A 22,244-nucleotide genomic window follows, 5' to 3' on the forward strand; every position below is an offset into this window, starting at 1 on the left:
GATCCGACTTCGCTCCTTACGCGCGACGATCTCAAGTCGCTTGTGCCACGTCAAGAGAAAGGGTATGGTTGCCGTGTTGAAGGGTTATCGTACAAGTGGAGGAACTTGACGAGCCGTCAATTGGAGGCCCCGGCCGCGCTCCCTGCRCAAGCGCCGGGCGGGAACAGTTTCAATCGGGAGGTTCAAAAAATGAAGGATGGAAAAGCTCTTACGTTTTCCGGCTCGCTCAGCCGTCGGACGCTGATGATGGGCGCTGCCGCCGGCGCGGCGACGCTGGCGATGCCGAAAGTGTTGCGTGCGGCTGACAAGCCGACGCTGGTGACGTCGATCCGCTCGCTGTCCAATCYCTACCACGCGGTGTGGAAGACCGGCGCCGAGGCCTATGCCAAATGGGCCGGGCTGGAGCACGTCACGCTGGTCTCGGAAGGCAACTCGGAGAAGGGCATTGCCGACATCAAGGCAATGCTGGCCAAGACCGGCGGCAACATGGTGCTCAATTCCGATCCCAACGACACGCCAGATGCGCGCCCGATCGTCGAAGCCTGCGCCAAGGCCGGCGCCTATGTGGTGACGCAGTGGAACAAGCCGGCCGACCTGCACCCGAAGGATTTCAACCCGAACTATGTCTCGCATATCGAGTTCGACGGCATCGCCAGCGGCAAGACCATCGCCGAGATCCTGTTCAAGGCCATCGGCGGCAAGGGCGGCATCGTCGCGCTTGGCGGCCTGATCTCGACCACGGCCGCGATCGAACGCAAGAAGGGCCTCGATGCGGCCCTTGCCGCCAATCCCGACATCAAGCTGYTCGACTTCCAGGTCGCCAATTKGAAATCGACCGAGGCCTTCGACCTGATGGGCAATCTGCTGACCCGCTTCGGCGACGACATCAAGGGCATCTGGGCCGCCAATGACGACATGGGCTCCGGCGCGCTCGAGGCGCTGCGCGCCGAGAACCTCGCCRGCAAGGTGCCGATCGTCGGCGTCGACGGCATCAAGACGGCGGTCGACGCTGTGCGCACCGGCGAGTTCGCCTGCACCGTCACCTCGGATCCGTTCTGGCAGGGCGGCATGGGGCTTGCCATCGGCTACAACGCCAAGATCGGCAAGTTCGACCCGGCCAAGGAGCCGCCGGAGCACCGCGAATTCTACGGCAAGGCGGTGCTGATCTCGCATGACAATGTCGAGGAATATTACAAGACCAATGTCGAGTCGAAGCCCGAGATGGACTGGAACGATCTCTGGGGCCGGGTGACCGGAGCGATCCGCGCCTGACCGCCAGGCGGGCTGCTGCTCCCTGGCGGCCCGCCTCCTCTTGCAGCCGCCGCCTTGATGGTGCGGCGGCCGTCACCAGCAGACGGGAAGCGGTTCATTGACAATCGATACAGAACCCCTGAAGTCCGTTTCGGACATCGAGCGGACGACGCTTATGACATTCCTCCCCGGCCGCATCGCCGGCATGCTCGGCGGCAGGCGCTGGCGCAGCCTGGCGCCGCTGGCGGTGCTGGTCGTTCTGTGCGTTCTCATCACCATTGCCAATCCCAATTTCATCGAGCTGCGCAATCTGGTGCGGCTCGCCAACTCCGCCGCCGTGYCGCTGACGCTGGCGATGGGGCTGACCTTCATCATCCTGATGGGCAGTATCGATCTCTCGGTCGAAGGCACGTTGTCGGTGGCGGCGATGGTGGTGGTGCTTCTCGCCGCCAATGACAGCAACGGCAACGACTATGGCTGGTGGGCCGTGCTGGCGGCGGTCGCCTCGGGCACGATCATGGGGCTCGCCAGCGGTCTCGTCCAGACGATGCTGCGCATCCCATCCTTCATGGCGACGCTCGGCATGTGGTTCATCGGGCTTGGCCTGTCGGTCTACATGCTCGGCGGCTCGGCCATCCGCCTCAACGACGCGTCGATCCGCGACCTGGCGCTGCAGCGCTTCCTCGGGCTGCCGCTGGCGGTCTGGGTCGCGATCGGCGCCTTCGTGCTTGCCGCCGTCATCCAGTATCACACCCGGCTCGGCCGCCACATACTGGCGATCGGCGGCGACGAGGATGTGACCAAGCTCTCCGGCGTCAATGTCACGCGCGTGCGCGTCGCGGCATTCGCGCTGGCCGGCTTCTTCTTCGGCATTGCCGGCGTGCTTGCAGCGGCCCAGCTCGGCCAGTCGCACGCCGTCATCGGCGACGGCAGGCTGTTTGCCGCTGTCACCGCGGTGGTCGTCGGCGGCACGGCGCTGACCGGCGGCGAAGGCGGTGTGGTCAACACGGCTGTAGGCGTGCTGATCGTCACCGTTTTGGCCAACGGCATGATCCTGCTCGGCATCTCGCCCTATATCCAGCAGACGGTGCAGGGCCTGATGATCATCGCAGCGGTGGCGCTGTCGCTCGACCGCGCCCGCCTCAAGATAGTGAAGTGACCGCCATGCTGCAGGCAAACGGCATCGTCAAGAATTTCCCCGGCGTCCAGKCCTTGCGTGAGGTGTCCATAGAGGTGCGGCCGAACGAGGTGGTCGGGCTGATCGGCGAGAACGGCGCCGGCAAGTCGACGCTGATGCGGGTGCTGGCMGGCGGCTACCGGCTGGATGGCGGCAGCCTCACGCTGGACGGCGAGCAGCTCAAGCTGCGCAACGCCCGCGACGCCGCCAGGCATGGCATCGGCATGGTGTTCCAGGAGCAGTCGCTGGTGCTGAACCTCACGGTCGCCGAAAACATCTATCTCGGCGAGGAAGACCGCTTCACCCGCTTCGGCCTCGTCAACTGGCGCGCCATGAACGCGGCGGCGCGGCGGCAGCTCGCCAAGATCGGCGTCGACATCGACGTCACCGCGCGCACCTCCGAGCTGACCTTCGCCGCGCGCCAGATGGTCGAGCTCGCCAAGGCGCTGACGCTGGAGGAGATGGTCGAGCGCCCATTGCTCATCCTGCTCGACGAACCGACCTCGGTGCTCAACGCCGCCGATATCGACGTGCTGTTCGCGCGCGTGCGCTCGCTCAAATCCCGCGCCAGCTTCGTCTTCGTTTCGCATCGCCTCGACGAGGTGCTGGCGATATCCGACCGCGTCTACACGATGAAGGACGGCGCGGTCGTGGCCGAGCACCGTGCCGCTGAAGTCACCGCGCCGGAGCTGCACGAGATCATGGTCGGGCGCGGGCTGCAGGCCGAATATTACCGCGAGGTCCGCCAGCAGCCGCCGGGCGAAAAGGTCATGGTCGAGGCGAAGGGACTTGGCGCGAACGGCTTTTATCACGGCGTCGATCTTTCGATCCGGGCTGGCGAGATCGTCGGCATCGCCGGCGTCGTCGGCTCCGGCCGCGAGGAGGTCACGCGCACCGTCGGCGGCTTCCTGCCGCACGATGCCGGCGAGATGAAGATCGCCGGCGAGACGGTGCGCTTCGGGTCGCCGGAACCGGCAGTGCGCAAGGGCATCGGCTATGTGCCGCGTGAACGCAGGCTCGAGGGCCTGGTGATGTTCCTGTCGATCGCCGAGAACATTTCGCTGGCGGACCTCTCGAGCGTCATGCGCAACGGCGCCATCGACTACGCCAAGGAGCGGCGGCTTGCCGCCGACTGGATCAAGCGGCTCAGCATCAAGGCGCCCGGGCCGGACGCTGCCTGCCGCAAGCTCAGCGGCGGCAACCAGCAGAAGGTGGTGCTGGCGCGCTGGATGACGGCGGGCTCGCGCATCCTGGTGCTCGACCACCCGACGCGCGGCCTCGATGTCGGCGCCAAGGAAGAGGTCTACGAGCTGGTGCGCGATCTCTCCGAGCAAGGCGTGGCCATCCTTCTGATCTCCGACACGCTGGAAGAGACGATCGGCCTGTCGCATCAGGTGCTGGTGATGCGCGACGGTGAGATCACCGCGCGCTTCGATGCGAGCCCTGGCAACAAGCCGAAGCAGGTCGATCTGCTGCGAGCGATGGTATAGGCCGATGAAAGAGACGTTCTCCATAAAGCGGGTGTTCGAGGGCAAGTGGACACAAGGCGCCATCCCGCTGGTCCTGCTCGTCGCCTTGTTGCTGATCATCGAGATCGCCGCGCCAGGTTTCCTGACCGGCGAGACGCTGTCGCTGCTCTTCGCCAACACCGCTGTGCTGTTTATCCTCGCCACCGGCGTCACCTTCGCGATCCTGCTCGGCGGCATCGACCTGTCGATCCAGGCGGTCGCCTCGCTGGCGAGCGTGATGCTGGCGCAATTGCTGCCTTCGCTTGGCTTCGCCGCCTTTCCGGTGGCGATCCTGTCCGGCCTCGCCTTCGGGCTGCTGAGCGGCATCGTGCATGTCAAGCTGCGCGTGCCGTCCTTCGTGGCGACCTTGGCCACCGGCGGCGTGGTTACCGGCCTGGCGCTCTGGGTCTCCAACGGCCGCGCCATCACCATCGAGGAAGCCGGACGCGAAAAGACCGCATGGATCAACGCCACGATTTCCGGCCTGCCGGTGGTAGTGCTGATCTCGGCCCTGATCGGCGTCGTCAGTTTCCTCGCGCTGCGTTACACCCGCTTCGGCCGCCAGGCGATCGCGGTCGGCGCCGGCGAACCGGCGGCATGGGCTGCAGGCATCAATGTCGATCGCACCAAGATCATCGCCTTCGCCGCGTCGGGCATGCTGGCGGCCATTGCCGGCGTGGTGCTGGCGGCCAGGTTGTCGAGCGGCTCGCCGGTGCTTGCCAACCAACTGCTTTTGCCCGCCATCGCCGCCGTCATCGTCGGCGGCACGGCCATCACCGGTGGGCTGGGCGGCGTCGCGCGCACAGCGGTCGGCGCGCTGATCATCTCGATCGTGCGCATCGGCATGACCTTCGTCGGCGTCAACATCTTCCTGGAAAACATGGTGTTCGGCGCGGTGCTGATCGCCGCCGTAGCCATCACCATCGACCGCAGCAAGATCGCGGTCATCAAGTGAGGAACCTATCCGCACCGCCTCCCAAGCAAGCGCGGACGCAGAGGGACCRCATCGGCGGGGAGCCGGTGYGGTCCAGGCTGCAGTCATTGCATCGTGTCGAGGCCGATCAGCTCGATCTTGTAGCCGTCCGGGTCTTCGACGAAGGCGATGTGGGTGGTGCCGTGCTGCATCGGCCCCGGCTTGCGCGGGATCTTGGCACCGCGCTTCTCGAGCTCGGCGCAGACGGCGTGAATGTCGTTGAYGCCGAGCGCCAGATGGCCGAAGCCGGTGCCGATCTCATAGGGCTCCTCGCGGCCCCAATTCAGCGTCAGCTCGACGACCGCTTCTTTGTCCTCCGGTCCGTAGCCGACAARGGCGTTGGTGAACTTGCCGCCGGGGTAATCGTCGCGGCGCAGCAAGGTCATGCCGAGCACTTCGGTGTAGAAGGCGATCGACTTGTCGAGGTCGAGAACCCTGATCATGGTGTGCATATAGCGAAAGCCTGGAGCGTCGCTCATTGGGAAAGTCCTCCGAATTCAGTGATTTGCCGTTCTGACCATCCACATCAAACGGTTGGCGGGTACGATGACGCCGCTTGATGTTCTCAATCAGGGTTGTATGATAACACGACAAGATTGGTGGTTGTCCAGTCGTTTTCCGGAAGGATCCAGGTCCAGTTCATGAATGCCGTGCCGCCCAATTCCGCATCGCTGATCGCCGCGCTGGCGGGCATGCTGTCCGACGGCGGGCTGCTGACCGAGGCGGAGGACCTGGTCCGCTACAGCCGCGACTGGTCGGGCGACCATTTCGGCCGGCCACTGGCGGTGGCGCGGCCGGCTTCGGTCGAAGAGATGTCGGCGCTGATGCGRCACTGCCATGCCGAGCGCGTCCCTGTGGTGCCGCAAGGCGGGCTGACCGGCCTTGTCGGCGCGGCGGTGGCGGCCGACGGYAACGAGGTCGTCGTCTCGCTGGAGCGCATGAACAAGATCCGTTCGATCAGCCCGATCGACTTCGCCATGGTGGTCGAGGCCGGCTGCATCCTCGAGGACGCCAAGCGCGCCGCCGAGGCGAACGACTGCAWCCTGCCGATCACCTTCGGCGCGCAAGGCAGCTGCCGCATCGGCGGCAATGTGGCCACCAATGCCGGCGGCTTCAACGTGCTGCGCTACGGCATGACGCGCGACCTGGTGCTCGGCCTCGAAGTGGTGCTGGCCGACGGCCGCGTCTGGAACGGGCTGAAGGTGCTGCGCAAGGACAATMGCGGCTATGATCTGAAGCAGGTCTTCATCGGCTCGGAAGGCACGCTCGGCATCGTCACCGCAGCGGCGCTGAAACTCTTTCCCGGGCCGACGCAGATCGAAACGGCCCTCGTCGGCCTGCGTTCGGTCGAGGATGCCATGGCCCTCTATGCGCGGGCGCGGCGCGGCTGCAGCGATCTGCTCACCGCTTTCGAGCTGATCCTGCGCGGCGGCATCGAGATCACCATGCGCGAGGGGAAGGACTTTCCCGATCCGCTTGCCGAAGCCTATCCAGCCTATGTGTTGATCGAGGTTTCCGGCGGCGGGCTGATCAATCTCAAGGATATGCTTTTGAGTTTTCTCGCCTGCGCCGAGGATCTCGTCCAGGACGGCATCGTGGCATCGACGCGGGCGCAGGCCGAGCGCCTGTGGCTCTACCGCGAGATCATGGTCGAGCGGCAGGGCCGCGGCGGGCGCTATCTGCGCACCRATGTTTCGGTGCCGATTTCGAAGCTTGCCGATTTCGTCACCGACGCGCTCTTCGAACTGGGACGGGCGAGACCCGACGCGCTGCCCGTCACCTATGGCCATGTCGGGGACGGCAACATCCATCTGAACGTCGTACCGCCGGAAGGCATGGGCGCCGAGGCGATCGAGCATCTGTTCGAGCAGGCGGAAGCCGAGATCTTCGCCGTCGTCGACCGCTATGGCGGCTCGATCAGCGCCGAGCACGGCATCGGCCGGGTCAAGCAGCGGGCCTTCCTCGAGCGCATCGATCCGGTGACGCTCGATCTCGCGGCAGGCATCAAGGACGCCTTCGATCCGCGCCACATATTGAGCAACGGCCGCATTCTGGCGTCCGCATCCGCGCTCGACTATAGGTGAGCGATGACGCTGAAGCTCGACAAGGTCAATCGCGGTCCGCACCTCTCCACCCTGGTGGCGAGTTCGATCTCGCGCGAGATCGCGCAAGGGCGTCTGAAACCCGGCGATCAACTGCCGACCGAACAGGCGCTGGCGACCACGTTCGGGGTCAGCCGCAACGTGGTGCGCGAAGCGATCGCCAGGCTGCGCTCCGAAGGCCGCATCTGGTCGCAGCAGGGCAGGGGCGCTTTCGTCGCCGACGCAACCAATGCCACGGTGCTGACGATCGACTATGAGACCTTGCAGCGGGCGGATTCCTTCCGCAACCTGTTCGAGCTGCGCGGCATGCTGGAGGTGCAGATCGCAGCGCTGGCCGCGACCCGCCGTTCCGATGCCGATATCGAGGCGATGGAGCGGGCGCTCGATGGGATGCGCACGGCCCCCTATGGCAGCGTTGCCTGGCTGAAGAACGACCTCGGCTTCCACCGCGCCGTCGCCGAAGCGACCCGGAACCCCTATATGGGCCAGTTTCTCATCTTCGTCTCGGAGCGGGTGCGCGAAAGCATCCTGRCCGCYGGCAACCAGCAGAAGTCCGACGACATGGCGCGCACGACACTGGGCGAGCACGAGCGCATCTTGGCGGCGATCAAGGCCGGCGACGCGAAGGGCGCGAGCGCGGCGATGACGCGGCACCTTGCCGGCGCGGCCTCGCGCGTGGGACTCCCGGGAGGTGAGGCCGAGGCCGCGTCGCCGGCACGGCATTCGAGGCTGCGGAAGGCTATGCGCGGGCGGGCTGCGGGATAGAGTTCGCGCCATCCGCCTCCTCACTCGGCTGCGACCTCATTCAATGAAACGCCGTTGAGCCCGGCAACAATATCCGACAGCGCCGGCACGAACCTCTCGCCGTGTCCCGTAGCCACCGCCGTCGCAAAACCGTTGCGCACGACGGCGCCGACCGGGTTGGCGATGCCGGCGGCCTGGGCGAAGGAGGCGAGGTAGGTCATGTCCTTCAGCGCATTGGCGATGGCGAAGCGCTGGGCGTTCTCGTTGCGGTTGAGCACGAAGTCGAAGAAGGCCTGGTAGAAGCCRCAATCCATGCGGCTGCCGGAAATCACGCTGTTGAACACCTGCGGCGTCAGTCCGGCCTTGGCGCCCAGCGTCAGCGCCTCCGAATAGATCGCGGAATAACCCATCGAGATGAAATTGTTGAGCAGCTTCATGGTGTGGCCGCTGCCGGTCGGGCCGGTGTGGACGATTCGTGCGGCGAAGGCTTCGAGCACCGGCCGCGCGCGGGCGACCGCTTCCGCCGCGCCGCCGACCATGACGTCGAGCTTGCCTTCGGCGGCCTCCTTCGGCGTGCGCGCCAGCGGCGCGTCGATCAGCGTCACGCCCTTGGCGGCGAGCTCGGCGGCAAGCGCGATCGTCGAGGAGGGGTTCGAGGTCGAGCAGTCGACGATCAGCAGCGGCTTACCGGAGGCTGCAAGCCCTTGCGGTCCTTTCACGACCGCCTCCACCTGCGGCGAGCCGGTGACGCAAAGGAGAACGATGTCGCAGCCTTCCGCGAGCGCGCGCGGCGTCGCCGCCTGGCGGGCGCCGGCGCTGACCAGCTTCAGCGCCGCCTCCTGGTTGCGGTGCGCCCAGACCGTCAGCGGCCAGCCCTTGGCCACGATGTTTGCTGCCATGCCCGAGCCCATGGCGCCCAGGCCGACAAAGCCGATTTGCTGCTTCATGTTGGTCTTCCAGTGCTGTTTAAGTCGCTGTCTTGATGGATGTCGTTGTCCTGGAACCGCTGCATCGGTCTGGGGCGGTATGCGTCGGGCCCAAAGAAACGAATGATTGCCGTTGCAACCAACCAGTGCGATCCTTGGCGTAAGAATCGATTTAAGGGGCCGGCTTTCCGATGGCGGATCGCGAGGGAGCAATGTTCGGTGCCATCCGCCAGTCCCCCAATCTCAGGGGCGAACTGGTGGACAAGTTTGCCGCGCAGATCGAAGCCGGCGATCTCGCGCCTGGCCAGCGGCTGCCCACCGAGCAGGAGATCGTCAACGCGACCGGCGTCAGCCGGACCGTGGTGCGCGAGGCGCTGGCGTCGCTGCGCGCGCGAGGGCTGATCACGACGCGCCAGGGCCTCGGCGCTTTCGTGGCGCAGGAGCCGCCGCCCAAGACCTTCTCGATCGTGCCGACGGATGTCGCATCGATCGACGATATCCTGGCCGTGCTCGAGCTGCGCATGGGCGTCGAGGCGGAAGCGGCGGCGCTGGCGGCTACGCGCCGGACCGCGAGGGACCTCGCCCTCATGGCCAGGCAGCTCGATGCCATCGACCGGGCGATTGCCGAGACGGGTCTTGCCGCGACCGAGGATGCGGCTTTCCATCGGGCGATTTCGCTCGCCTCGCACAACGCCTATTTCAGCCGGCTCTTCGACACGTTCGGCACCGCCATGATCCCGCGGCAATGGACGCAATTCGATCGCCTGGAGCCCGCCGAACGCGAACGGCATTTCGAGCGGACACGGCGCGAGCACCGGGCGATCCACGACGCCATCGAGGCGCGCGACGCCAAGGCGGCGCAGCGCGCGATGCGGCTGCACCTGACCCGTTCCTACAAGCGCTTCGAGCAGCTCCGCGACGGCGCCGGACATCTGAAATAGATCAGGCGAGGGCGCCCGAGCGGAGCCTGGCCTGYCGCGACAGGAGGCGGCTGCGGCCCGACGTTCTAAGTCCGCCCGGCCTCGATCGGCATCTTGCGCGAATGCCAGGAGCATCCCGTCGTCCTCCAGCCTTCCGATAGATCCAAACCCGGYGCTATCTGTAGTCATCTTTTGCATGCTTACAGGGTTGTCATACAACTATCCGATCTGATATTCCTGCCGGCACGACCCGTCAAGACGACGCGGGCTTTGAGGAGTGAGTTTCCATRCATCAAAGGCGATTTGGCCGCACCGGCTGGCAAGTGTCGGAAATCGGCTTCGGCAGTTGKGCGATCGGCGCCGACTGGGGCGACGTCGAGGAGAAGGACGCCATTGCGGCGCTGAATGCCGCGCTCGATTCAGGCGTGAGCATGATCGACACCGCCGATGTCTATGGGGACGGCCGGGCGGAGAAGCTGATCGCCAAGACGCTCAAGGGACGGGGCGGCGCAAGACCGATCGTCGCCACCAAGGCCGGCAAGCGGCTGAACCCGCATGTCGCCTCCGGCTACAACCGCAAGAACCTGACCAGCTTCGTCGAGCGCAGCCTGCGCTATCTCGAGGTCGACGTCCTCGATCTGGTGCAGCTCCACTGTCCGATGACGGAAGTCTTCTACCAGCCCGAGACATTCGAGGCGCTGGAGAGGCTGGTCGAGGAAGGCAAGATCCGCCACTACGGCGTCAGCGTCGAAAAGGTCGAGGAAGGCATCAAGGCGCTGCAATATCCCGGCGTCGCCAGCGTCCAGATCATCTACAACATGTTCCGGCAGCGTCCGGCGGAGCTGTTCTTCGACATGGCGCTCCAGAAGGACGTCGCCATCATCGTCAGGGTGCCGCTGGCCAGCGGCCTCTTGTCCGGCAAGTTCCGCAGCGATTCCAATTTCAGCGCCAAGGACCACCGCAACTACAACCGGCAAGGCGAGGCCTTCGACGTCGGCGAGACATTCTCCGGCGTCAATTATGAGGAAGGATTGCAGGCGGTCGAGGAATTGCGGCCGTTGCTGCCGCCAGGCGCCACCATGGCGCAATGGGCGCTGCGCTGGATCCTGATGAACCMGGCGGTGACGGTGACCATTCCGGGCGCCAAGTCCGTCCGGCAGGCGCAGGAGAACGCCGCCGCGTCCGACCTGCCGGCGCTGTCGCCGCAACTGATGGAGCGCATCGCCGACATCTATGAGCGGCRCATCAAGCCCGCCGTGCACCAGCGCTGGTGAGCGCCATGGGCAGCGACAGGCCTCTGGTTGCTGGTGAGCAACTTGTTGCTGGTAAGCAACTTGTTGCTGGTGAGCAACTTGTTGCTGGTAAGCAACTTGTTATCGACGGGCATCAGCATTTCTGGGACCCGGCGGACGGATCCGGCGGCTGGATGACGGAGGATTACGCCGCCATCCGCCGGGTGTTCTCGCCCGACGATCTCAAGCCGGCGCTCGCCGCAGTTGAAGCAGTCGCCGGTCATGCAGGAACTCTATCTCGGCAAAAGGGCACAGCAGAACCATGACCCCTCACGGGCGTGACCGTGAGGGGCAAGCCTTGACAATCCGCGCTTCCCTTCGGCCGAGCCACGAGYGCAGCCGCCGAGATCGCCGTATCGGTGCCAAGCTCGTCGCGCGCAAGGAATGGCATGCTGTGATAGCCGGTGCACCGCGCGGCGCCTGCGGCTGCTTCGCGCCCCATACGGCCATTCAGGCAAACACGGCATCCACCCGAAAATAGGCATCCAGATCATGACGCCGAGGCTATGATCGTGAAGCCACGGGCGGCTCATCATGCCGGCTTGTCGTCAGGATGCCCAAGCTCGCAGAACCAGCCGCCGAGATATTTCACCGACGGCTTGTTCGGGTCGGGTACCGGCGTCTTTGCCTCGACGGCGGCGCGGAACGGTTCGGCACTGTCCTGCGGGATGAACCCCAGGTGGTTCGCGCCGCTGTTGTCGACCATCTTCAGCTTGTTGTCGGAAATGCCGAAGGAGATCGTGTGGCCGACGCGCGGCGCGGTGAGCGAGGCCTCGACCAGGCGCACACAGTCGGCGAAGGAGAGATAGGACCACAGCATGCGGCGGTCGGCGGGTTCGGGGAAGGACGAGAAGATGCGCAGGCACACCGTCTCGATGCCGAACTTGTCCCAATAGAGCCGGCTGAGGCTCTCGACGAAATTCTTCGACACCCCATAGRGGCTGTCGGGACGCACCGGCGCGTCGACGCCGATATGCGCCTCGATCTCGTGATAGCCGATGGCATGCACCGAGGAGGCGTAGATGACGCGCTTCACCCCATGTTTCCGGGCGCCTTCGTAGATGTGGTAGGAGCCGCGGATGCTGGAATCGAGGATGGTCTGCCACTCGCATTCGAGCGGCGCGCCGCCGAAATGCACGATCGCGTCGCAGTCCTTGGTCGCGGCGATCGTCGCCTCCATGTCGGCGAGATCGAAGACGGCTTCCTCCTCGTGCGGCGCGAGATCGCCGAAGGGTTCGCGGCCCGCGAGGCGGATCGTCTTGGCCAGCGGCACCAGTCCTTTGCGCAGCTGCGAGCCGAGCCGGCCGGCGGCGCCCGTGATCAGGATACGTTCGTAATGCGGCATCATTTACTCCACTTGCGCGACGGCGGYGTTGATGCGCGCGATCGCTTCGGTCAGCACCTCTTCGCTGGTCGCGGTCGAGATGCGGAAATAGGGTGACAGTCCATAGGCGACGCCGGGCACCGACGCTACCCGGCCTTCGTTCRGAAGATAGTTGGCTACGGCCGTATCGTCCTCCAGCACGACGCCCTTGGGCGTCTTGCGGCCGATCAGGCTGGCGCAGCCGATATAGGCGTAGAAGGCGCCSTCCGGCGGCGACAGCGTCAGCCCGTTGATCTTCCTGATTCCGTCGACGACCAGGTCGCGACGCCGCTCGAAGGCCTTGCGGAAACGCGCGACCTCGTCCTGCGGGCCGTTGAGCGCGGCGACGGTGGCGGCCTGCGCGATCGAGCACACCGATGTGCAGGACTGGCTCTGGATCGTCGACATCGCCTTGAGAAGCGGCGCCGGCCCGGCCGCATAGCCGACGCGCCAGCCGGTCATCGCATAGGATTTAGAGACGCCGTTGACGATCAGCGTGCGGTCCCTGAGCTCCGGGCACGCCTTGCCGAAGGAGACGAACTCGCGCCCGTCGAACAGGATGTGCTCGTAGATCTCGTCGGAGAGGACAAGCACCTGCGGATGTTTTGCCAGCACCGCGCCCAGCGCTTGGAGATCGGACCCGGAATAGACCGCGCCGGAGGGGTTGCCCGGCATGTTGAGGAAGAGCCACTTCGTCCGCGGCGTGATTGCCTTTTCCAAGAGCGCCGGCGTCAGCCGGAAGCCGGTGGTCTCAGGGCATTCGACGACGACCGGCGTGCCGCCGAGCAGCTTCACCATTTCGGGATAGGAGACGAAGTAGGGCGCCGGCAGGATCGCCTCGTCGCCTGTTTCCAACGTCGCCATAAGCGCGTTGAAGATGATCTGCTTGGCGCCGTTCGCCACCACGATATCGTCGGCCGTGTAGTCCAGCCCGTTCTCGCGCCGGAATTTTCCCGCGATGGCCTCACGCACTTCGGCTGTACCGGCGGCAGCGGTGTAGAGCGTTTGCCCGGCCTTCGCCGCGAAATGGGCGCCATCGATGATGTGCAGCGGCGTTGGGAAATCGGGCTCGCCCAGGCCGAGATCAATCACGTCGACGCCCTTGGCGCGCAACGCCTTGGCGGCCTGCGAGGCGGCCATCGATGCGGAGGGCTTCACCACCGAGAGGCGGGAGGCAACATAGCTCATCAGTCGTTCTCCGTGATGTAACCCTTGGATCGGTCGTTGGCCCGCGCGGCCGCCTCGCGTTTGGCCGGATCGCCATAGCCGCCGCCGCCCGGCAGTTCGAGGATCAGCCGGCGTCCCGCCGGCACATGCTGCCAGCCCTTGGGGCGCATCTTGGTGCCGTCGTCGAGCTTGACCACGCCGGCGACGCCTGACTTGCCGCCATTGCGCCCACGGGCCGGATGATTGACGCGGTCGAACATGGCGGAAAAGTCGAACTCGTGGCCGTCGGTCGCGGCGATCTCGATGACCTGTCCGAGCCCGCCGCGGAATTCACCATCGCCGCCGGAATTGGGCCGCAGCTCCTTGCGCCAGATGACGATCGGGCCGGTATGCTCCGTGGCTTCGATCGGCATTGTGTGCACGCCCGAAGGGAAAGCCGTCGCCGACAGGCCGTCGAGCCCGGGGCGGGCGCCCATGCCGCCGGAATTGAACATCAGCACCTCGGCGCGGCGGCCGGATGCGCCGGCGGCCGGGCGTGCCGAGATGTGGATGTTCCACAAGGCGCCGGCGCCCTCGGCGAGGATCTTGCCGGGCAGCGCCTTGGCGAAGGCGCCCAGCACCAGATCGGGAACCATGTGGCCGAAGATGTGCCTGAGCGCCACCGGCGCCGGCCGCACGGCGTTCAGGATATTGACCGGCGACGAAACGGTGAAGAAGGCGAGCGAGGCGGCATTGTTGGGGATGTCGGGAGCCACCATGCATTTCAGCGCATAGCAGGCATAGGCCTTGCTGTAGATGATCGGGCAGTTGATGCCCCAGCGGCTCATCGGGTCGGTGCCGGTGAAGTCGACCTCGACATGGTCGTCGCGGACCGAGACGGTGGCTGCGAGCTTCACCGGCTCGTCATAGCCGTCGGTCACCAGCTCGTTCGACCAGCTTCCCTTGGGCAGCGCCTCGATGCGCTCGAGCATGGCGTCGCGGGTACGCGAGAAGATGAAGTCGCCGAGCCCGTCCAGCGAGGTCAGCCCGATCTCCTTCATCATGTCGACGAGGCGACGGTGACCGACCTCGTTGCAAGCGGCAAGCGAATAGAAATCGCCGACGACCTGGTTCGGCTCGCGGACATTGGCGCGCAGGATGCGGACGAGGTCGAGATTGACCTTGCCCTTCTCCGCGAACTTCATGATCGGGATCTGGATGCCTTCCTCATAGACCGACTTGCCGTCGGCGCCGAAGCCGCGGCCGCCGACATCGACGACATGCGCCGTGCAGGCGAAGAAGGCGACGAGCTCGCCGTTGAGGAAGGACGGCGACACCATGGTGATGTCGTGCAGGTGGCCTGTGCCGAGCCAGGGGTCGTTGGTGACATAGGTGTCGCCTTCGAACATCTCCTCGCGCGGGATCGCGTTCATGAAATGCAGCACGGCCTCGGCCATGGTGTTGACGTGGCCCGGCGTGCCGGTCACCGCCTGCGCCAGCATCTGGCCGCGCGGATCGAACACGCCGGCCGACAGGTCGCCGGATTCGCGCACCGAGGTCGAGAAGGCGGTGCGCAGCAAAGTCAGCGCCTGCTCCTCGACCACCGAGATCAACCGGTTCCACATGACCTGCATGCGGATTTCGCCAATATCGCTCATGCGCGGCTGCCTTTGCGGATCAGGAGGATCGCGCCGTCGCTCTGGATGACGGCGTCGAAGCTGGTGGTGACGACGGTGGATGTCTCGCGCTCGACGATGACGGCAGGTCCCGCAATGCGATCGCCGGCGCAGAGCGTGTCGCGCTCGACGATGCCATAGCTGCGCGGCCGGCCACTGACCGGGTCGAACACCTCGCGCGTCGTTGTCGGTTTACCGGTCTTCTCGCCCATGGTGAGCTCATGCCGCGCAACCGCGGGCCGAACATCCGTCGCCTTCACCGACCAGGTGACGATCTCGATCTCCAGCCCGTCGAGCCCTTCGATGGCGCGGCCGAAGAAGCGCTGGTAGTTCTCCTCGAACAGGTCCTTGAGCTTCACCACCGCGTCGTCGCCGAACGGCTCGTCCGCCAGCGGCACGGGGATTTCCCAACCCTGGCCTGCATAGCGCATGAAGGCGGTGATCTCGCAGACGATTTTTCCGCTGGCACCGCTGCGCACAAACCCTTCGGCGGAGGCTTTGAGGTCGGCGAGGAGCGCGTTCACCTCGGCCGCCTTGAAGCGGGACAGGCGCGTCAGCTTCGACGCCAAAGCTTCGTAGCCGAAGGGCGCCTTGAGGAAGCCGATCGCCGACCCGACGCCGGCGCCGCGCGGCACGATGCACTGGTCGATGCCGAGCTTTTCGCACAGCCTTGCCGCATGCAGCGGCGCGGCGCCGCCAAAAGCGATCATCAGATTGTCGGAAATGTTCTTGCCGTTCTCGACGGCGTGGACGCGCGCGGCGTTGGCCATGTTCTCGTCCACCACCTCGCAGATGCCGAAGGCGGTCGCCATGRCATTCAGCGACAGGCGCTCGCCGACATCGCGCAGGATCGCCTGCTCGGAGGCGGCGGTGTCGAGCCTGATCGCGCCGCCGGCGAAATTGTCGGGATCGAGCTTGCCGAGCACCAGGTCGGCGTCGGTGATCGCCGGACGCTTGCCGCCGCGGCCGTAGCAGGCCGGGCCGGGTTCCGAGCCGGCGCTTTCCGGTCCGGTCTGGATGCGACCCATGGCGTCGACCCAGGCGATCGAGCCGCCGCCGGCGCCGATCTCGATCATCTCGATCACCGGAATGGAGATCGGCATGCCCGAGCCCTTTGAGAAGCGGTAGGTGCGTGCCACTTCGAAGGTTCGTGCTGTGCGCGGCGCATAGTCCTCGATCAGGCAGATCTTGGCGGTGGTGCCGCCCATGTCATAGGAGACGACCTTTTCGAGCCCGAAGCGACGGGCGATGTCGGBGGCGAAGATGGCGCCTCCGGCCGGGCCGGATTCGACCAGCCGGACCGGGAATTCCGAAGCGGTTTCCACCGAGATCAGGCCGCCGCCGGAATGGATCATGAAAACCGGGCAGTCGGCGCCCATGTCCTTCAGGCGCGTCTGCAGGCGGGCGAGGTAGTCGGCCATCTGCGGYCGCACATAGGCGTTGGCGCAGACGGTGTTGAAGCGCTCGAACTCGCGCATCTGCGGCGAGACTTCGGCGCTGATCGAAATCGGGATGCTGAGCTTGCGGGCGAGGATGTCGCGCGCCCGGCGCTCGTGGCTGGGGTTGGCGTAAGCGTGGATGAAGCCGATCGCCACCGAGCCGAAATTGCCGGCGGCGATCCGATCGGCTATCTCCTCGAGCGCGGCTTCGTCGAGCGGCTGCAATTCCTGGCCCTCGGCGCCGATGCGGCCCTTGACCGTGAAGCGGTCCTCGCGCGGGATCAGCGGCGTCGGCAGCTGCAGGTTGAGGTCATATTGCTCGAAGCGGTTTTCCGTCCGCATCTCGATCACGTCGCGGAACCCTTCGGTCGTGATGAGCGCGGTCCTGGCGCCGCGCCGTTCGATCAGCGCATTGGTGGCGAGCGTCGTGCCGTGGATGATGATGCCGATCTCGGCTGCCGAAATTCCGGCATCGCGGATGACCACGTCGATGCCGTCGAGGATCGCCTGCTCGGGCGCCGCATAATTGGTCAGCACCTTGGTCGAGAACATCGTTCCCCTGACATCGAGCGCGATGTCGGTGAAGGTGCCGCCGATGTCCGCGCCGAGACGGATGTCGTCTGATCTGGAGGTCATGCCTTGGCCTTCTGCGAAGCGAGYGCGGCGTCGCGCATCTGGGAAAGGGTTTGCCGGGGCGTGAGCGCTTCGGGCGAGATGGCGATGTCGAGGACCGCGCCGGTCACGGAGTTGAGCGCCCGCTCGAATGCCGCCGCGAAATCCTGTGTTGCCTCGACGCGCTCGGCGTGAAAGCCGTAGGCCTTCGCAAGCGCCACGAAGTCGGGGTTCTCGAGCGAGGTGCCGGAAACGCGGGCCGGATAGTTGCGCTCCTGATGCGCGCGGATCGTGCCGTAGATGCCGTTGTTGATGATGAGCACGATGGGCTGYGCGCCGGCCTGCATGGCGGTGCCGAGCTCCTGGCAGTTCATCTGGAAATCGCCGTCGCCGGCGAAGCAGACCACCGTGCGCTGCGGATACGCGACCTTCGCGGCAATTGCCGCCGGCAGGCCGTAGCCCATGGCGCCGGATTGCGGCGCGAGCAGCCGCGCCTTAGGTCCGAACTTGAAGAACTTGTTCGGCCATACCGTGAAATTGCCGGCGCCGTTGGTGAGGATGACGTCGGCCGGCAAGGTCTCGCGCAGCCAGGCGCTGACCGCGACCATGTCGACCGGGCCGGGCTGCACCGGCGCGGCGAACGTGCCCTCATAGGCCTTGCGCGCCGCAGCGCGCCACCCGGCCCAGCCACCCTTCACCGGCATCAGCGCCTTGGCGAAAGCATTCGGGCCGGCATGGATGCCGATGGCCGGCACATAGATCTTGCCGATCTCCCGGTCGGAGCCGTGCGCATGGATCAGCTTCTGGCGCGGCACCGGAACGTCGAGCAGCGTGTAGCCGTCCGTCGTCATCTCGCCGAAGCGGACATTGACGGCCAGGATCACATCCGCATCGCGGATCAATGTCTTGACATGCGCCACCATGCCGACGCCGGCCTCGCCGACGAAGACCGGGGAATGGTTGTCGAACTGATCCTGGTAGCGGAAAGCGGCGATGACGGGGATGTCGGAAGCCTCGGCAAAGGCCTGGAGCGCGGCGCGTCCATCCGCTTTCCAGTTGGCGCCGCCCATGAGCAGCACCGGCCTCTCGGCTGCAGCCAGCATCTCGAGCGCCGCCGTGATGGCATCCTGTGAGGGAGCGGCTTCGAAGATCGAAGCAGGGCCGTTGAGCGGCGCGGCTTCGGTCGCGGTGGTCAGCATGTCTTCCGGCAGTGCGACCACGACGGGGCCGGGCCTTCCGGTCAGGGCCGTAGTCCAGGCCCGCGCCACGATCTCGGGAAGTCGTTCGACGTYGTCGATTTCGACCACCCATTTTGCGACGGTCCCGTAGACCGCCCGGTAGTCGATCTCCTGGAAGGCTTCGCGGCCCTTCATGTCGGTGCCGACCTGGYCGACGAACAGGATCATCGGCGAGGAGTCCTGCATGGCGGTGTGGACGCCGATGCTGGCATTGGTCACACCCGGGCCTCGGGTCACGAAGCAGATGCCCGGCGATCCAGTCAGCTTGCCATAGGCGGAAGCCATGAAGGCCGCGCCGCCTTCGTTGCGGCAAAGCACATAATCCAGTTTGCCCTTGGTATCGTGCAGCGCGTCGAGAACGGCGAGATAGCTTTCGCCGGGAACGCCGAAGCTCYTTGTCGCGCCCAAGGCGGTCAGGCACTCGACAAGAAGGCGACCGCCATTGCGGACCATGCTTCGACATCCTCTTAATCCGGCGGCAAGCGGACCGAGCCTGCCTTTCGGATTTATACCTGCACTGCGGCCGGCCGGCGCGAAATCAAGAAATGCGATCGATACGAAAGTTTTTCTTTGCTATGAAATCCGCACCAAAACACCGGGGTTCATCGTGCCCGACGGATCGAACGCATCCTTCAGCCGTGCCATGAGCTCCCGCTCCACCGGACTTCTGTTCCGGTCAGCCATGGCGATCTTGGCGCGGCCGAGCCCATGCTCGGCGGCAAAGCTGCCGCCCATGTCGGTGGCTAAAGCGGCCAGCGCCTCGGCGAACGCTGCGGCCTTGCCGTCGAAATCGGCGCGGCCTTCCGGCGGCGACAGATTGTAGTGGATGTTGCCGTCRCCGAGATGGCCGAACGGGTTGATCCGCACGCCCGGAAGAATGTCGTGGCATCGTTTCGCGCCCGCTTCGATGAAGCGCGCGATCGCGCCCGGCGGCACGGAGATGTCGTGCTTGAGCTGCTCGCCTTCCAGCCGCTGGCCCTCCGGCTGTTCCTCGCGCAACCGCCAGAACTGCGCCCGCTGCGCGCCCGAATTGGCCAGCGCGCCATCGACGACCAGCCCTTGCTCCATGCCCCATTCCAGCGCCGAGGACAGGATCTCGTCGAGGGGAACGCGTGTCGAGCCCGACGCCATCTCGACGAGCAGATAGACGTCGCCCCTTGTCTCCAGCTGATAGGCAAGGTCAGGCAGATGCTTGAGCGCCAGCGTCAGGCCGACATCCGAAAAGAATTCGAGGCCGGCGAGGAATTCGCCGGCCTCGCCGCGCAGGAAGGCGCCGAACGAAACGGCCGCCGCGAAGTCGGACATCACCAGGAGCGCGCTCGCCTGCTGCTTTGGCGTGGGATAGAGCCTGAGCACCGCGCGCGTCACGATGCCGAGCGTGCCTTCCGACCCGCAGAACAGCTTGCGCAGCTGATAGCCGGCATTGTCCTTCTGCACCGCGCGAAGACCGTCCCACACCGTGCCGTCCGGCATCACGACTTCGAGGCCAAGGACAAGATCCTGCATCATGCCGAACCGGAACGCGTGACTGCCGCCGGCATTGGTGCCGATCAGGCCACCGATCCTGGCGCTGCCTTCGGCGCCGAGATGCATCGGGAACATCAGCCCATGCGGTTCCAGCGCCTCATGCAGCCCGGCGAGAACCACGCCCGCATCGACCAGGATAGACCCGCTCTCCAGGTCCGGTTCGCCGATTGCCGTCATGCGCGACAGCGAGACGATCACCGCGTTGGCCTGATCGGCGACGGCGCCGCCGCACAGGCCGGTGTTGCCGCCTTGTRGCACGACTGCCAATTGGGCCTGCCTGCAAGCCTTGACCACCGCGGCCACCTCCGCGGTATTCGCGGGGCGGGCGACGCCCAGGGGCCGGATGCCATAACGGTTGAGCCAATCGCGCTGGTAGGGTTGGGCATCATCGCCCGAAAGCCAGCCTTTCGGTCCGAGTATCTCGCGCAAGGCGATTGTAGGATCGGTCATTGAAATTCCTGCTGATGTGCTGCGCGCGGAACGTCGCATCTCTCGGCATGCCGTTCAATGACCCAGCACCTGCGACAAAAACTGACGGGTGCGCTCGTTTCGGGAGGACGTGAAGAATTCMTCCGGCGGCGCTTCCTCGACGATCTCGCCGCCGTCCATGAAGATCACCCGGTCGGCGACGCGGCGGGCGAAGCCCATTTCATGGGTCACGCAGATCATGGTCATGCCCTCGGCGGCGAGCGTCACCATGACGTCCAGCACCTCGGCGATCATCTCCGGGTCGAGCGCCGAGGTCGGCTCGTCGAACAGCATGATCTGCGGCTGCATGCAAAGCGCCCGCGCGATCGCCACGCGTTGCTGCTGGCCGCCGGAGAGCTGGCCGGGAAACTTCATCGCCTGCTCGGGGATGCGGACCTTCTCCAGAAAGCGCCTGGCCGTCCTCTCRGCCTCCGCGCGCGGCCGCTTGCGCACGATCATCGGCGCGATCATGCAGTTTTCAAGCACGGTCATGTGCGGGAACAGGTTGAAGTGCTGGAACACCATGCCGACCTCGCGCCTGATCCCGTCGATGTYGCCGATATCGTCGTTGAGCTCGGTGCCGAGCACGGTGATGCGGCCGCCTTCGTGCTCTTCGAGCCGGTTGATGCAGCGGATCAGCGTGGATTTGCCGGAGCCTGACGGACCGCAGATGACGATCCTTTCTCCGCGCTCGACGGAGAGGTTCACCTTCCGCAGCGCATGGAACGACCCGTAATGCTTGTCGAGGCCTTCGATACGGACGGCCGGGCCGGATGGGAGCGTCGAATCCAAGTGCGCCTCCCTAGCGTTCGCCGACCGCCATGCGCCGCTCGAGGTAAGCGCCGTAGCGGGACAGGCTGAAGACGAAGACAAAATAGATGAAGGCGATGAAGRCATAGACCTCGACATAGGCGAAGCGCCATTCGCCGGTGCCGTAGGCGGCGTTGCCGGAGGCCAGGATCTCGAAGAAGCCGACAATGACCACCAGCGAGGTTTCCTTGAACGAGATGACGAACTGGTTGATCGTCGCCGGCAATGCGTTGCGCATCGCCTGTGGCAGCACGATGCGGCCGATGCGCTGCCAGTAGCTCATGCCGAGCGCCATGGCGGCTTCTTCCTGTCCCGCCGGAACGCCCTGYATGCCGCCGCGCACGATCTCGGCCTGATAGGCGGAGAAGAACAGGGCGGAACCCAGGATCACCCGGTAGAGCTTGTCGCCCTGCAGCCATTGCGGCAGGGCGAAAGGCAGAACGACGGCAAATGTGAAGAGGATCGAGATCAGCGGCAGCGAGCGGACGCCATCGATGATCAGGCCGGTGGTGCGCGATATCCAGGGCAGGTCCGAGCGGCGCAGCAGCGCCAGGCAGATCGCCAGCGGGAAGCCGATCAGGCAGGTGGTGACGAAGATGAAGAGGGTAAGCGCCAGCCCGCCCCAGGCCTCCTCGCCGACATAGGGCAGGCCGGGCACGCCGCCCTTCATCAGCACGTAGTAGAGGCCTGTTCCTGTGCCCCAGATGAGAGCGATGCGGCGGCCGGTCCAGAAGGCCGGGATGCAGCTCAGCACCGTCATGACCACCACGCTGACGCAGGCGAGCGCGGAGCGCCATTGCTCCTCGAAGGGATAGAGACCGAACAGGATGATGCGCCACCGGGCGGCRATGACCGACCAGCAGGCGCCGGCCGCCGCCTGGCAGGCCTCAGGCCCGCCGGTCGTGGTGAACACGGCCGAGAAGACGGCCCAGTCGAGCAGCTTCCAGACGATGAAAGCCATGATCGTCAGGGATATCAGCGACAGCAGCGCCTGAAGCGGCGTTGCGAAGAAGCGGCGCTTCAGGTCTTCGAGCCTGCCCGGGGCAGGGGGAGCGACAACGACCATCTCCAT

General features: G+C 65.6%; 19 protein-coding genes. 9 read left to right on the plus strand and 10 right to left on the minus strand.

Going from position 1 to position 22,244, the window contains the following annotated elements:
• Positions 1-189 precede the first annotated feature (189 nt).
• The 4 genes from LCM4576_RS13845 to LCM4576_RS13860 all read left to right on the plus strand — a co-directional run bounded on the left by LCM4576_RS13845 (position 190) and on the right by LCM4576_RS13860 (position 4,891).
• Entirely contained in the window at positions 190-1,272 is a 1,083-nt protein-coding gene (locus LCM4576_RS13845; RefSeq protein ID WP_071032586.1) for a sugar ABC transporter substrate-binding protein, read from the plus strand.
• Positions 1,273-1,426: 154 nt separating this feature from the next.
• The gene (locus tag LCM4576_RS13850) at positions 1,427-2,410 is read left to right on the plus strand and encodes an ABC transporter permease (RefSeq protein ID WP_071032587.1); all 984 of its coding nucleotides are present in this window, start codon (positions 1,427-1,429) and stop codon (positions 2,408-2,410) included.
• Positions 2,411-2,415: 5 nt separating this feature from the next.
• Complete coding sequence (locus LCM4576_RS13855; RefSeq protein ID WP_071033134.1) at positions 2,416-3,918, plus strand: sugar ABC transporter ATP-binding protein; 1,503 nt, start codon at positions 2,416-2,418, stop codon at positions 3,916-3,918.
• A 4-nt stretch (positions 3,919-3,922) separates the two neighbouring features.
• The gene (locus LCM4576_RS13860) at positions 3,923-4,891 is read left to right on the plus strand and encodes an ABC transporter permease (RefSeq protein ID WP_041004218.1); all 969 of its coding nucleotides are present in this window, start codon (positions 3,923-3,925) and stop codon (positions 4,889-4,891) included.
• An 83-nt stretch (positions 4,892-4,974) separates the two neighbouring features.
• On the opposite strand, the gene gloA is transcribed toward LCM4576_RS13860, so the two are convergent.
• On the minus strand, positions 4,975-5,388 hold the full coding sequence (gene gloA / locus LCM4576_RS13865) for a lactoylglutathione lyase (protein ID WP_071032588.1): 414 nt from the start codon (positions 5,386-5,388) through the stop codon (positions 4,975-4,977).
• A 162-nt stretch (positions 5,389-5,550) separates the two neighbouring features.
• Here gloA and LCM4576_RS13870 point away from each other — a divergent pair, with 162 nt between their 5' ends.
• Both LCM4576_RS13870 and LCM4576_RS13875 read left to right on the plus strand, forming a co-directional pair.
• Entirely contained in the window at positions 5,551-6,993 is a 1,443-nt protein-coding gene (locus LCM4576_RS13870; protein ID WP_071033135.1) for an FAD-binding oxidoreductase, read from the plus strand.
• 3 nt (positions 6,994-6,996) lie between these two features.
• The gene (locus LCM4576_RS13875) at positions 6,997-7,776 is read left to right on the plus strand and encodes a FadR/GntR family transcriptional regulator (protein ID WP_071032589.1); all 780 of its coding nucleotides are present in this window, start codon (positions 6,997-6,999) and stop codon (positions 7,774-7,776) included.
• A gap of 20 nt (positions 7,777-7,796) precedes the next feature.
• Here LCM4576_RS13875 and LCM4576_RS13880 read toward each other — a convergent pair whose 3' ends face one another.
• On the minus strand, positions 7,797-8,894 hold the full coding sequence (locus LCM4576_RS13880; protein ID WP_338012027.1) for an NAD(P)-dependent oxidoreductase: 1,098 nt from the start codon (positions 8,892-8,894) through the stop codon (positions 7,797-7,799).
• Here LCM4576_RS13880 and LCM4576_RS13885 point away from each other — a divergent pair.
• The 3 genes from LCM4576_RS13885 to LCM4576_RS13895 all read left to right on the plus strand — a co-directional run bounded on the left by LCM4576_RS13885 (position 8,873) and on the right by LCM4576_RS13895 (position 11,159).
• Entirely contained in the window at positions 8,873-9,622 is a 750-nt protein-coding gene (locus LCM4576_RS13885; protein ID WP_041004228.1) for a FadR/GntR family transcriptional regulator, read from the plus strand. The genes LCM4576_RS13880 and LCM4576_RS13885 overlap by 22 nt on opposite strands.
• 266 nt (positions 9,623-9,888) lie before the next feature.
• Positions 9,889-10,875 carry an aldo/keto reductase gene (locus LCM4576_RS13890; RefSeq protein WP_071032591.1) on the plus strand — a complete coding sequence of 329 codons (987 nt, stop codon included), beginning with the start codon at positions 9,889-9,891 and terminating at the stop codon, positions 10,873-10,875.
• 5 nt (positions 10,876-10,880) lie between these two features.
• Positions 10,881-11,159 carry a hypothetical protein gene (locus LCM4576_RS13895; protein ID WP_071032592.1) on the plus strand — a complete coding sequence of 93 codons (279 nt, stop codon included), beginning with the start codon at positions 10,881-10,883 and terminating at the stop codon, positions 11,157-11,159.
• 266 nt (positions 11,160-11,425) lie between these two features.
• On the opposite strand, the gene LCM4576_RS13900 is transcribed toward LCM4576_RS13895, so the two are convergent.
• The 8 genes from LCM4576_RS13900 to LCM4576_RS13935 all read right to left on the minus strand — a co-directional run bounded on the left by LCM4576_RS13900 (position 11,426) and on the right by LCM4576_RS13935 (position 22,244).
• Complete coding sequence (locus tag LCM4576_RS13900; RefSeq protein WP_071033136.1) at positions 11,426-12,238, minus strand: NAD(P)-dependent oxidoreductase; 813 nt, start codon at positions 12,236-12,238, stop codon at positions 11,426-11,428.
• Positions 12,239-12,241: 3 nt separating this feature from the next.
• Positions 12,242-13,444: a pyridoxal phosphate-dependent aminotransferase gene (locus LCM4576_RS13905; protein ID WP_071032593.1), complete on the minus strand. Its 1,203-nt coding sequence runs from the start codon at positions 13,442-13,444 to the stop codon at positions 12,242-12,244.
• The gene (locus tag LCM4576_RS13910; RefSeq protein WP_071032594.1) at positions 13,444-15,060 is read right to left on the minus strand and encodes a hydantoinase B/oxoprolinase family protein; all 1,617 of its coding nucleotides are present in this window, start codon (positions 15,058-15,060) and stop codon (positions 13,444-13,446) included. The genes LCM4576_RS13905 and LCM4576_RS13910 overlap by 1 nt, the downstream gene beginning before the upstream one ends.
• On the minus strand, positions 15,057-17,153 hold the full coding sequence (locus LCM4576_RS13915; RefSeq protein ID WP_071032595.1) for a hydantoinase/oxoprolinase family protein: 2,097 nt from the start codon (positions 17,151-17,153) through the stop codon (positions 15,057-15,059). Before LCM4576_RS13915 ends, LCM4576_RS13910 begins: the two co-directional genes overlap by 4 nt.
• Entirely contained in the window at positions 17,150-18,820 is a 1,671-nt protein-coding gene (locus LCM4576_RS13920; RefSeq protein ID WP_071032596.1) for a thiamine pyrophosphate-dependent enzyme, read from the minus strand. The genes LCM4576_RS13915 and LCM4576_RS13920 overlap by 4 nt, the downstream gene beginning before the upstream one ends.
• A 120-nt stretch (positions 18,821-18,940) precedes the next feature.
• Positions 18,941-20,344 (minus strand): FAD-binding oxidoreductase, encoded by a 1,404-nt coding sequence (locus LCM4576_RS13925; RefSeq protein ID WP_071032597.1) that lies wholly within the window; start codon positions 20,342-20,344, stop codon positions 18,941-18,943.
• A gap of 54 nt (positions 20,345-20,398) precedes the next feature.
• Positions 20,399-21,154, minus strand: coding sequence for an amino acid ABC transporter ATP-binding protein (locus LCM4576_RS13930; protein ID WP_071032598.1), 756 nt, complete (start codon positions 21,152-21,154; stop codon positions 20,399-20,401).
• A 10-nt stretch (positions 21,155-21,164) separates the two neighbouring features.
• Positions 21,165-22,244, minus strand: coding sequence for an amino acid ABC transporter permease (locus LCM4576_RS13935; RefSeq protein WP_071032599.1), 1,080 nt, complete (start codon positions 22,242-22,244; stop codon positions 21,165-21,167).

Source organism: Mesorhizobium sp. LCM 4576 (genome assembly GCF_001854815.1).
In the GTDB taxonomy this organism is placed as follows: Bacteria; Pseudomonadota; Alphaproteobacteria; order Rhizobiales; family Rhizobiaceae; genus Mesorhizobium; species Mesorhizobium plurifarium.